Source organism: Pseudoalteromonas rubra (assembly GCF_000238295.3).
Classification (GTDB): domain Bacteria; phylum Pseudomonadota; class Gammaproteobacteria; order Enterobacterales; family Alteromonadaceae; genus Pseudoalteromonas; species Pseudoalteromonas rubra.
The window spans coordinates 77,769-90,046 of record NZ_AHCD03000034.1 but is presented as its reverse complement, the minus strand read 5'-3'; the positions used below and the strand labels follow the sequence as shown (position 1 = coordinate 90,046).

Genomic DNA, 12,278 nt, shown 5'->3' with positions numbered 1-12,278 from the left:
TTTATTGTGGCGCCGGACCGGTACTTTCTCGTACCACCATATTGGGCGTAAAAGTAGTGGTGATGTCTTTGTCCTGATTTCGACTGCCACGGGTTTTAGAGAAAAGCAGCCTTGCAGCATGTTCGGAAATCACATCATTAGCCTGATGTGCCGTGGTAAGTTTTGGCCAGGTCTGACGCGAGAACGGGGAGTCCTCGAACCCGGAGATAGAAAGTTGCGCCGGGATCTCAATGTTCATCAAACGAGCCGCAAATAACGCACCAGCGGCCACCTCATCGTTACCGCCTAAAATTGCGGTGATCTTATTCGGGTTACCATCTTCAAGTAGCGCTTTAGCACCCTTAACACCGGATTCGAACGAATAGGTGCCTTTGTGTATGAAGTCCTCATTAAAGGCTATCTGATGATCAGCCAATGCCTGTTTATAGCCTGCCAGGCGTTCTGTGGTCGATTTGTGCTCTTCATCACCGCAGACAAACGCAATGTGTTTATGTCCCAGCGAAAGCAAGTGCTCTGTAATTTCGTAAGCGGCTGCAAAATCGTCTACATAGATACAGTTTTTCGATTTTTCTTCTTCGTCTTCATTGTGGCCCGACAAGAGTCGTACATAGCTGACGCCGAGTTCATCCAGCATATCAATAATGGGTTGTTGCTCAGATAGCGGGGGAGTCAGAACCAGGCCTGCAAGTCGAGAGCGTTTGATCATAGTTGCGATTTCAGCTTGCATATCTTTTTGCTGTGCATTGCAGGGGTGGATCACCAGCTCATAGCCTTCTTCTTTACAGCGCGAAAGTACCCCGTTTTGCATATCTATGATGTAGTAGGCATTTGGGTTGTCATAAACCAATCCTATGGCAAACGATGATGTGCCTGCCAGGTTACGTGCGGCAGTATTGGGTTGATAATTGAGCTCTTTTACGGCTTGCATTACCTGATCATAGGTTTTTTTGCGTACCGATGGTTCCTTGTTAATCACGCGCGATACGGTTTTCATCGACACGCCTGCATGTTTTGCTACATCGTTGATGGTTACTTTCATCTTGTTTTTCTTCTGTGAGAGAAGGTGGTACTATATTGTGTACAAGTGCTTAACCATGCACTTTATAGCGCGATCATTGCGCATTCCTGATGACTAGCACTCAGGTTTTCACTCGGTATAGTCCGTGCCTTGATTTCATAAAATGATCATTTGTTGTTTCTAGTCTATCCAATTTGCTCTTAAATTAGCAGCAAAAATTCTACCAAATAAATTAATGATACCGGTGTCAAAAAGTCAAAATTGGGGTATTATGCGCAATGTAAAATTAAGAATTAGCTATTTGACAGCGTTGTCATTTTAACTTATGTTTAACGCAATACGTCGTTTAACACTTGTGATAAATACAATTTTTATTGTTTTGAAAACGCATCGTCACTAGGGGAATTAATATGAGTTGCCGTACACAACTATCGAGTTGGCAGGCTTTAACAACAGCATCAGAACAACTGAAGACACAACATTTAAAATCTTTGTTTGAGCAAGATGCAACGAGATTTGACCTGTTTTCTCGTCAGATCCCGGGCTTGTTGTTTGATTTTTCTAAGCAACTCATCGACAAAGACACATTCGCACAGTTGATTAATCTGGCTGAACAATGTGATTTGGCTCAGTGGCGCGACAAGTTGTTTGCAGGTGAAAAAATCAATATCACCGAAGACCGAGCGGTGTTACATGTCGCTTTGCGTAACCGTGGTAATACACCGATTTATGTTGATGGCGAAAACGTCATGGACCAAGTTAATGCAGAGCTTGAAAAGCTAAAAGTATTCAGTCATAAAGTGCGCAGTGGCGACTGGCTGGGTTATACAGGTAAAGCAGTTAAAGATGTTGTCGCCATTGGTGTGGGCGGGTCTAACCTGGGCCCGCAGATGGTGACTGAAGCACTGAGTTCTTATGCGGACGACACCCTCAATGTACATTATGTGTCTAATGTTGATGGTGTTCAGCTCGCTCATGTATTGGACAAGGTATCTCCAGAAACCACCTTGTTTGTGGTCTCATCGAAAACCTTTACCACCTCAGAAACCATGACAAACGCACGCTCGTCTGTTGCCTGGTTCCTGAAGTCTGCACAAAATGAAGCAGAAATCGCTAAGCATTTTGTTGCTGTGAGTACCAATCTTGAGAAAACGCGTGCCTTTGGTATCGCAGACGAAAATGTATTTACCATGTGGGACTGGGTAGGCGGACGCTTCTCTTTGTGGAGCGCAATTGGTTTACCGATTGCCCTGTATCTGGGTTACGACAAGTTTGAAGCTATTTTAGAAGGCGCTTACGAGATTGATGAGCATTTTAAAAATGCCTCATTTGACCAGAATATTCCATTAATTATGGCGCTACTGAGCGTTTGGAACACCAGTTTTCTCGGTTATCAGTCGCAAGCCATCTTGCCTTACGACCAGGCACTGCATATGCTTCCTGCCTATCTACAGCAGGGTGAAATGGAAAGTAACGGTAAGCATGTTACCTTTGCGGGCCAAACGGTTCCGTATACCACTGTACCGCTTATCTGGGGCATGACAGGCATCAACGGCCAGCACGCATTTTATCAGTGTTTGCACCAGGGGAACGTCATTGTTCCAGCCGATTTTATTGCGTCTGTTAAACCACAGCGCGATGTGGCCAAACACCATGATATTTTGTTGTCTAACTTTTTTGCCCAAACAGAAGCCCTGATGGCTGGGGTGAATGAGCAGCAGGTGCGCAGCGATTTAGCCGCGAAGGGCAAATCAGAAGCAGAAATTGAGCGTTTGCTGCCACATAAAATTCATGAAGGGAACAGACCAACTACGTCAATGATTTTGGACGAAGTTGATGCCAAAGCGGTGGGCCGTCTTATTGCCTTGTATGAGCATAAAATATTTTGTCAGGGTATTATCCTTGAAGTTTGCTCATTTGATCAGTGGGGTGTTGAGCTGGGCAAAGGGCTGGCGAGCGCCATTGAAGCAGAACTGACGCAGGATAACGTTGAACACGCACACGATAGCTCCACAGCTGGGTTGATCGCGTATTACAAACAAAACAGATAATAGCCGACAAGCAAGGTGCTTGTCGGGTGCCAGATTGCAACCTGGCACAGATGAAAAGAATACCTTTGAACGGGTAGCGCTGGAGTGCTTAGGGCCTGTATTTTTGTGAGAGGAATTACAGTGCCCCTAAGGCTCATTTTTTCAAATTTACTTGCCTTGTCATAACCTGTAAGCGGCAGGTGAGTAAACTGGCTATAACAGAGCCAACAAGCAGTGGCGGAACAGACTCTGACTGGGGATGTATGGTGTAGTCGTCACGACGAAGTACATAAAACAGATCAGACAGGTGAGCCATCACCATCCCTTACCGCACTGCGGCACAACACCATGATATCATTGTGTGGTGCGAACGAATTCAATTCCAGCAAGAAAGCAGAGTTTGCTAGTCTGAATGCAGACTGGAAAACGGTTTTAACTAACGAGCGTGTGATGCACCCTGGTGCGACGCGCCTAACCTTGTGAGACATAATTATGCTTAATCCTTTTGATATCGTAATTTTTGGTGGGGGCGGCGACTTAGCGTTACGAAAGTTGTTACCTGCAATGTATCGTGCGTATCAAGAAGGTAATTTACCTGAAGGCTCACGCGTACTTCCTACCGTCCGGGCACAAGAACAAAAAGAACAATACATTGCCACGGCAGAGCAGGCACTTAAGTCGCACCTTAGCGAAGGTGAGTTTAACGCAAAAGACTGGCAGGCTTTTGCCCAGTTCCTGGTACCGGTAGTGGTAAATGTGACTGAAGCTGACGATAACTGGGATGTATTGAAAGATATTCTCGATGCAGATGGTGAAGAAAAATCACGCGTCTTCTACTTATCTTTACCGCCCGCTGTGTACGGTACGTGTTGTGAGTTGTTATCGCAAAAGAACCTGATCACGGATAATTCCCGTGTGGTAGTTGAAAAACCGATTGGCTATTGTGGTAAGTCGGCTGAAGAAATTAACGGGAAAATTGCACAATTCTTCGAAGAAAATCAAATTTTCCGTATTGACCACTATCTGGGCAAAGAAACTGTACAAAACCTGATGGCACTGCGTTTTGCGAACGCTTTGTTTGAAAATCTGTGGGATGCAAAGTCAATCGACAACATCCAAATCAGTATCTCTGAGACGGTGGGCCTTGAGAGTCGTGCTGGCTTTTATGATAAGGCCGGTGCACTGCGCGATATGGTTCAGAACCATTTGCTGCAGTTGCTATGTCTGGTGGCGATGGAATCTCCGTCAAAGCTCAATGCCAATAGTATTCGTGCTGAAAAGCTTAAAGTGCTTGAAGCGTTACGTCCACTGGTTGGTGAGGAAGTGGATGACAACGTCGTTCGTGGCCAATACGTGCCAGGCGACCTGAACGGTAAACTGGTCCCCGGTTATTTGGAAGAACTTGGGGAAGGGTCAAGTAAGACAGAAACATTTGTAGCGATTAAAGCGCATATCGATAACTGGCGCTGGGCTGGTGTGCCATTTTACCTGAGAACGGGTAAACGAATGAAAAAGCGCTGTGCAGAAATCGTGGTTGAATATAAGCCTGTTTCTCATAACGTATACGACCCGAGCGTTGGTCCAATTCAGCCAAACCGCCTTGAGATCCGATTGCAACCAGAAGAAAGCATTCAGCTGACACTGATGTCTAAACGCCTTGATAACCTGGAAATGCAGTTGCAGCCGGTGACACTGAACATTGAGCTGAGTCAACAGTACAGCAAAGGTTTCCACTCAGATGCGTATAAGCGCCTGATGCTGGATGCTGCCGCGAATAACCCGGCATTGTTCATCCATCGTGATGAAGTAAGACAAGCCTGGAAGTGGATCGACCCGATCGTTGCACGCTGGCAGGAAAAAGGCACACCTTCGCTGTATCGCGCGGGATCATGGGGCCCGGAAGCTGCTGATGAGCTGCTGGAAGAAAGTAATCACGCCTGGTTTAACGTAGGAGAAAAAGCATAATGGCACAACTGACCGAAGCGTTTTTTGATAGTAAAGAGGCGATGACTGCAAAGTTGGCTGAGCTGTTGAGCAGCACTTTAAGTCAGGCGATTGAAGCGGATGGTCGTGCATCTATGCTGGTATCTGGTGGCTCGTCACCAGCACCTGCCTACAAGCACCTGTCTAATTTATCTCTGTCCTGGGATAAAGTGACTGTGGCCATGGTTGATGAGCGTTGGGTTGACGCAGACCATGAGAAGTCTAATGAAGCGTTCATTAATTCGACCTTACTGCAAAACGAAGCGAGTAAAGCTACATTTGTGACGATGAAAAATGCTGAAGCAACAGCCATTGCAGGCCAGGCACAGTGCGAGAGCGCCTATGCTGAATTAAAAGCGCCATTTGATATCACCATTCTGGGTATGGGTCCCGACGGACATACTGCATCTTTGTTCCCGCATGCAGAAGGACTGGAGCAAGCATTGCAGACCTCTGAGCTGGTGTGTGCCATCAATGCTAAGCAAAGTGAAGTGACAGGCAGCATTACAGAGCGTATGAGCCTGACTTTGTCTGGCATTGCCAATACTAAGCATGCTGTCTTGCTGATCAGTGGGGATGCAAAGCGCGCTGTTTACGAAGAAGCCAAGCAGCCTGGCTCTGAACTCGATATTCCACTGCGTGCGGTGTTAAACCACCCGGAGCTGAAGCTCAGTGTGTTCTGGTGCCCCTAATTAAAGACACCTAGTAAGAAGCTTTTAAAAAGCACGCCCCGGGCGTGCTTTTTTAATGCCTGGCTACCACATATTGACCCAATAGTATTCGTGCTGAAAAGCTTAAAGTGCTTGAAGCGTTACGTCCACTGGTTGGTGAGGAAGTGGATGACAACGTCGTTCGTGGCCAATACGTGCCAGGCGACCTGAACGGTAAACTGGTCCCCGGTTATTTGGAAGAACTTGGGGAAGGGTCAAGTAAGACAGAAACATTTGTAGCGATTAAAGCGCATATCGATAACTGGCGCTGGGCTGGTGTGCCATTTTACCTGAGAACGGGTAAACGAATGAAAAAGCGCTGTGCAGAAATCGTGGTTGAATATAAGCCTGTTTCTCATAACGTATACGACCCGAGCGTTGGTCCAATTCAGCCAAACCGCCTTGAGATCCGATTGCAACCAGAAGAAAGCATTCAGCTGACACTGATGTCTAAACGCCTTGATAACCTGGAAATGCAGTTGCAGCCGGTGACACTGAACATTGAGCTGAGTCAACAGTACAGCAAAGGTTTCCACTCAGATGCGTATAAGCGCCTGATGCTGGATGCTGCCGCGAATAACCCGGCATTGTTCATCCATCGTGATGAAGTAAGACAAGCCTGGAAGTGGATCGACCCGATCGTTGCACGCTGGCAGGAAAAAGGCACACCTTCGCTGTATCGCGCGGGATCATGGGGCCCGGAAGCTGCTGATGAGCTGCTGGAAGAAAGTAATCACGCCTGGTTTAACGTAGGAGAAAAAGCATAATGGCACAACTGACCGAAGCGTTTTTTGATAGTAAAGAGGCGATGACTGCAAAGTTGGCTGAGCTGTTGAGCAGCACTTTAAGTCAGGCGATTGAAGCGGATGGTCGTGCATCTATGCTGGTATCTGGTGGCTCGTCACCAGCACCTGCCTACAAGCACCTGTCTAATTTATCTCTGTCCTGGGATAAAGTGACTGTGGCCATGGTTGATGAGCGTTGGGTTGACGCAGACCATGAGAAGTCTAATGAAGCGTTCATTAATTCGACCTTACTGCAAAACGAAGCGAGTAAAGCTACATTTGTGACGATGAAAAATGCTGAAGCAACAGCCATTGCAGGCCAGGCACAGTGCGAGAGCGCCTATGCTGAATTAAAAGCGCCATTTGATATCACCATTCTGGGTATGGGTCCCGACGGACATACTGCATCTTTGTTCCCGCATGCAGAAGGACTGGAGCAAGCATTGCAGACCTCTGAGCTGGTGTGTGCCATCAATGCTAAGCAAAGTGAAGTGACAGGCAGCATTACAGAGCGTATGAGCCTGACTTTGTCTGGCATTGCCAATACTAAGCATGCTGTCTTGCTGATCAGTGGGGATGCAAAGCGCGCTGTTTACGAAGAAGCCAAGCAGCCTGGCTCTGAACTCGATATTCCACTGCGTGCGGTGTTAAACCACCCGGAGCTGAAGCTCAGTGTGTTCTGGTGCCCCTAATTAAAGACACCTAGTAAGAAGCTTTTAAAAAGCACGCCCCGGGCGTGCTTTTTTAATGCCTGGCTACCACATATTGACTAATACCAATTTCACTTAATACCTGGTCTATTTGAAGGAGCAAATAGGACGCTAACAGCGTTAAAAATTTCTCATTTAGAACCTTATATCTCAGACATAGGCTCGCAAATTTTTTGCCTGGTTATCGATCCTATCTTCTCGCCTCAAAATAGAACGCTTAATTAAGCAACTTGGTATAAATTATCTAAAACTGGTGTGCCAGTAGAGGTATAGTGGATATGAAAAGAGAGGCGGTGTTGCCTCTCTGTAGTGAATTTGAGTTTGTCTTTTTATTACAGGGAATTGATGAACACCAGAGCGATGGCCAGCGGACAAACAAACTTGATATACCAGGGCCAGATGCGCCAAAACAGTGATGAAGCAACTTCCGGGTGGCCAGTCTGGATTTCTTTGAGTAGCTTCTGACGATGCCAGATCCAGCCTACAAAGATGCAGCACAGCATGCCTAGCAGGGGCTGACCAAACTGCGTGGTCAGTTTCACAACCAGACCAAACAGGGCCGAGAAGTTGAGAATAATCGTCACGCTCACTGTCGCGATAATTCCACCAATGATCCAGGTTGCCTGTGTTCTGGCCAGCGCGAACTTTTCAACTGCGTAAGACACGGGCGCTTCGAGCATGGAAATGGAGCTGGTTAGTGCAGCGATGCTCATCAGTGCAAAGAAAGCAAAACCTACGAACACGCCAACGCCACCCATGCCTTCAAACAAGGCCGGTAAAACCTGGAATACCAAAGTATCTTCTGATAACAACTGCCCGGTTGGTGAGAAGATCTCGACGCCCTGAGCTTGTGCTACGTACATCGCTGGAATGATCAGCAGGCCGGCAACAAAAGCAATGAACACATCGATTAAGGTGACATATGCACCCAGTGACACGAGGTTTTCTTGCTTGCTGATGTAAGAGCCATAAATGATCATCACACTGGTACCCAGCGATAAAGAGAAGAAAGCCTGACCGAGCGCACTGACCAGTAGGGCTGGATCCAGCAATGAAGAGAATTCAGGGACCAGGTAGGCTTTTAAGCCAGTCGTAGCACCATCCTGAGTCAGTACATAGGCAATTAATGAGAACAGAATGAGCAGCAACGCAGGCATCAGACGCTTGGACCACTTTTCTATGCCATTTTCGACGCCTTTACTGATGATGGAGATAGTCAGGGCGACAAAGGCAAGCGTGAAGCTGAGATCTCTCAGCAGAGATTGCTCTGAGAGCCACTGCGCCGCACCTGTTGCACCGATTGTGTTGGCCACAGGCTCAAAGGTGGCACTTAACATCCAGCCAGCGACAATGGCGTAGAAACTTAAAATCAGTCCGGCACAAATGATGCCGCCAAAACCGACGAAAAACGCAAACTTTTTTTGCACCGGGTTATTACCCAGCTTTTGCAGTGAAGACACGGCATTGGCCTGACCGTGGCGACCGATCACCAGCTCAGCCATCAGTGCGGGATAAGCCAGACAGAACGCCAGGATCAAATACATTAATACAAAAGCGGCACCACCATTACTGGCGGTTTGAGTGGGGAAACCCCAAATGTTCCCCAGGCCTACAGCAGATCCCGCTGCAGCCATAATGAATCCAAAGCGAGAGCTGAACTCTCCGCGCACACTGCTCATATTCTTATACTTCTCTTTTTTAAAGACGGCGGCAACAATCTACTGTAATTAAAAGGAAATAAAAAGGCCTAAATTGCATTGATCTAACACAAGTTTTTGCTTAAATCCTGAGCGTAATCCGAAAAATCCAGTAGTGTCTCCACTTGTGGTTAGTATCTAGCTGATTTATAGCACAAATCTAACGCTTGTCAGTCAGTCTTGACAGTATTTCTCGGGGCTTTACAGGAAAATGTCAATGTGAACTTTGCGCCGCCGAGCAGATCAGATCTGCTGACACTGGCTTGCCCATGGTGCCAGTCGACTACTTTTGCCACAATAGCCAGCCCCAAGCCATAGCTTTTTCCTGCCCGGTTACGATGTCCTTGTTCCTGGAAAAAAGGGTCAAATACCTTGGCCCAGTTTTCTTCTTCGATGCCCGGGCCATCATCTTCGACCCGGATTTCAATTTGATGATCCAGTTGCTGGGCACTGACAATGATTTGCTTGTTGGCGAAATCGCAGGCATTGCTCAACAAGTTGGAGATGGCTCTGGCCAACCAGTGGGGATCGGCAGCCAATTGTAAGCTTGCCGGAACTGAAACACTGGCATTAATTTGCTTTTTGGCCAGTTTGGGGGTCATTTGCTCAACCACATTACCAATATAGGTGTCCAGCTGGGTGGGGGTAAACTTGAGCAGGTGTGACTTTTGTTCCAAGGTGGCAAAAGACAAATAACTGGCCAGCATATCTTCCATCTGATCCAGATCTTTCTCCATCCGGTGCATCAGGGCGTGCACCTGCTCAATATCATCTTCTTCAAAGGCGGCATCAAAACCGAATCGCAAACAGGCAACCGGGGTACGAATGTCGTGAGATAAACTGGACGCCATCAGCTTGTTTTCGGCAAGCAGCTTTTCTATCTGATTAGCCATGCGGTTAAAGGTCAGCTCCAGATCTTTGATATAGGTGAAATGATTCACCTCAATGCGAGCGCTTAAATCACCGCTGGCAAATTGTTTTGCTGCACTGACCAGTACCGCAAGTCGTCTGGCTAGGGGCGCGAGGATGACCCACATAAAAGTGCAAATCCCGGCATAAAAAGCCAGGGTTAAAAACACATCTGAGTCATATTGTTCGGGTGGTTTTTCGAGTCTCAGCTCCAGGTAGTCGGGAGCCAGTGACGGCGCAGACTTAAGCAAGTAGTAGCCTATATCATCTTCTAACAGCAGGCCTTCGGGCTGCATCATCTGGTTTTTTAGTTCGACCGGTAACGCTAAGGAGTCTCCTGAGCTATAGGTGATGGGGAGATCAAAGTCTTTACTCACTTGCTCCATATAGGCTGCTCGCAGTGTCTCTGGGATGGAGGCACTTTGGTTGGTCACACCATAAAGCAGTTTGGCCTGCCAGGCAAAGGCATCTTCCGCGGGTTCAGCTTGCTGGCTCAGGGTATCAAGCAGCCAGCCCAGTACCACGATTGAGATCAGAGCGCTCGCTAACAAATACAGGTAGAGCTTTCTCATCCTTTACTCCAAAGATAAATCCCATTACATAAGGTCAGCAAGGGACAGGGCTGGGGTCCGCACAATAAACAGCGGACCTATAAATAGCTCAGAGTTGGCTTACCAGGCTGAAGGCACCAGCAGATAGCCTTTCCCCCAGATTGTTTTAATTTTTTCAGGGTTTTGAGGGTCATCGCCAAATTTCTTACGCAGTGCAGAAATAAGTACATCAACACTGCGGTCCAGACCGTCATACTCACGCCCTTTGGTGGCTTTAAACACGGCATCCCTGGAAACCACTTCACCAGCGTTACTGGCCAGAAAATGAAGTAACAGATATTCGGCGCTGGAGACATTCACTTCCTGATCTGCGACGATAACTTTACGTGCCTGAGTATCTATACGCAAATTGCCAACATTGAGCATCACTGCATTAGTATCTGTGCCGGCATCATTGTCCTGGGCAACCCGCATATTGGCTTTGATCCGCGCCAGCAATGCGCGAGGGCGCACCGGCTTGATCACATAGTCGCTGGCACCAACCTCCAGTCCAATCACTTCGTCCATCTCTTCATCTTTGGCTGTCAGCATGATGATGGGCTTGTTGTAAAACTGGCGCAACTCGCGACACACGCTGATACCATCTTGACCCGGTAACATGATATCCAATAATACCAAATCAGGATCGTGTTGTTTGACCATACTGACAACCTGATCGCCGCGATAACAACACTCCGTGGTGTAGCCTTGATTATTCAGGTAATCAGCAACCCACTGTGCGAGTGATTCGTCATCCTCAACCAACAAAATCGTGCCGTATTGCTCCATTTGACTTCTCCTTTATTGCGCTTGCCTTGGATGCAGCCGGACAAGGCGTTATCTATTTTGTTTGAATTATGTGCTTGCCTGCAATTATAAGTATGAATCACGTAAAAAGTGTAATTAAGTGTGTGTTCTTGTGTAAGAACCTCAGTTAAAGCAACACATTAAGCTTTTCTATCAGACCTCGACTCAAATGATGCATCATGTCGCTGGTCAGTGCGCTCACTTCTGTTTTATTACATGCGCCAGCGGTTTTTACCAAAGGCGAAATCTGCGATTCCACCTGATAGGGTGGGATGTCGACAGCCTGATTGTATCTTGCACGACGGGCTTCTTCTTGATTTTGTTCGACAATGAATGAAATCACAGCGTGTTCGTTTGCGACCTTCTCGGTTTCTGTGAAGGTATACTGTAGCGGGATCCCTTGATATCCCGCACTGTTAATCGATGATTTAGCAAACCAAATGACGTCAGAAGAAGACTTGTGAGTCAGCCGCATGCTTAAAGATGCGATGATATTACTGCACTGCTTACTTGGGATCGTTTGCGCGAGTTGTGCAATGTAAGGGTGGGGATCTTCAGGCTTATTAAGTACATAAACCTTATCCTTGCCAAACGATAGATCCATTTGCTGCACCACCAGGTGGTAATCACTGCTTTTTTGTGCAACGACTGTCAAGCCTTTGTCTTTTAGCAGTTGGATAATCTGCTTACGCAATGTATCTGTGACGCTCACTTTACTGGTATCAATGTAAACTGTGTTGCCACTTTTAACCGGGTGGGCGGGCAGTTGAACAGATTTGATCCGGGCAGATTCGAGTTCGGTGCTATATGACAGCTGATAAACGGATTTAGTTAATAGCGGCTTTTTTGGCACGTCTAGCTTGGGGGCCATTGGCGGTGTTGCAATACACCCTGTGAGTCCGGCCAAGGCAATAATTGAAAGCAAACAGCGCATGACTTATACCTCTAAACTTAGTTTTATAGATCAGCACTTAGCTGCATTAAAACACGACAAATTATTTGGCACTATCCCCCGGGCCACATTGAAGAATTTCTATGA

General features: G+C 47.1%; 9 protein-coding genes and 1 pseudogene. 5 read left to right on the top strand and 5 right to left on the bottom strand.

The features are described from left to right. Nucleotide 1 precedes the first annotated feature (1 nt). Nucleotides 2–1,039 (bottom strand): LacI family DNA-binding transcriptional regulator, encoded by a 1,038-nt coding sequence (locus tag PRUB_RS09640; RefSeq protein ID WP_010385898.1) that lies wholly within the window; start codon nt 1,037–1,039, stop codon nt 2–4. Between the two features lie 389 nt (nt 1,040–1,428). Here PRUB_RS09640 and pgi point away from each other — a divergent pair, with 389 nt between their 5' ends. From pgi to pgl (PRUB_RS09615), 5 genes and pseudogenes are all read left to right on the top strand, one after another. Then, the gene (pgi, locus tag PRUB_RS09635) at nt 1,429–3,069 is read left to right on the top strand and encodes a glucose-6-phosphate isomerase (RefSeq protein ID WP_010385899.1); all 1,641 of its coding nucleotides are present in this window, start codon (nt 1,429–1,431) and stop codon (nt 3,067–3,069) included. 471 nt (nt 3,070–3,540) lie between these two features. Next, entirely contained in the window at nt 3,541–5,013 is a 1,473-nt protein-coding gene (gene zwf / locus PRUB_RS09630) for a glucose-6-phosphate dehydrogenase (RefSeq protein WP_010385900.1), read from the top strand. After that, a complete protein-coding gene (gene pgl / locus PRUB_RS09625) occupies nt 5,013–5,723 on the top strand; it encodes a 6-phosphogluconolactonase (RefSeq protein WP_010385901.1) in 711 nt (236 codons plus the stop codon). The genes zwf and pgl (PRUB_RS09625) overlap by 1 nt, the downstream gene beginning before the upstream one ends. 80 nt (nt 5,724–5,803) lie before the next feature. Continuing rightward, nucleotides 5,804–6,508: pseudogene (locus tag PRUB_RS09620) on the top strand (glucose-6-phosphate dehydrogenase (NADP(+))); the annotation flags it as partial. Beyond that, entirely contained in the window at nt 6,508–7,218 is a 711-nt protein-coding gene (gene pgl / locus PRUB_RS09615) for a 6-phosphogluconolactonase (RefSeq protein ID WP_010385901.1), read from the top strand. The pseudogene PRUB_RS09620 and the gene pgl (PRUB_RS09615), both read left to right, overlap by 1 nt. 350 nt (nt 7,219–7,568) lie before the next feature. On the opposite strand, the gene PRUB_RS09610 is transcribed toward pgl (PRUB_RS09615), so the two are convergent. The 4 genes from PRUB_RS09610 to PRUB_RS09595 form a co-directional block, all read right to left on the bottom strand. Then, the gene (locus PRUB_RS09610) at nt 7,569–8,915 is read right to left on the bottom strand and encodes a sodium-dependent transporter (protein ID WP_010385902.1); all 1,347 of its coding nucleotides are present in this window, start codon (nt 8,913–8,915) and stop codon (nt 7,569–7,571) included. Between the two features lie 188 nt (nt 8,916–9,103). Next, nucleotides 9,104–10,414 (bottom strand): sensor histidine kinase, encoded by a 1,311-nt coding sequence (locus PRUB_RS09605; protein ID WP_010385903.1) that lies wholly within the window; start codon nt 10,412–10,414, stop codon nt 9,104–9,106. 99 nt (nt 10,415–10,513) lie between these two features. Next, nucleotides 10,514–11,221 (bottom strand): response regulator, encoded by a 708-nt coding sequence (locus PRUB_RS09600; protein ID WP_010385904.1) that lies wholly within the window; start codon nt 11,219–11,221, stop codon nt 10,514–10,516. 145 nt (nt 11,222–11,366) lie between these two features. Further along, a complete protein-coding gene (locus PRUB_RS09595) occupies nt 11,367–12,173 on the bottom strand; it encodes a hypothetical protein (protein ID WP_010385905.1) in 807 nt (268 codons plus the stop codon). Nucleotides 12,174–12,278 lie beyond the last annotated feature (105 nt).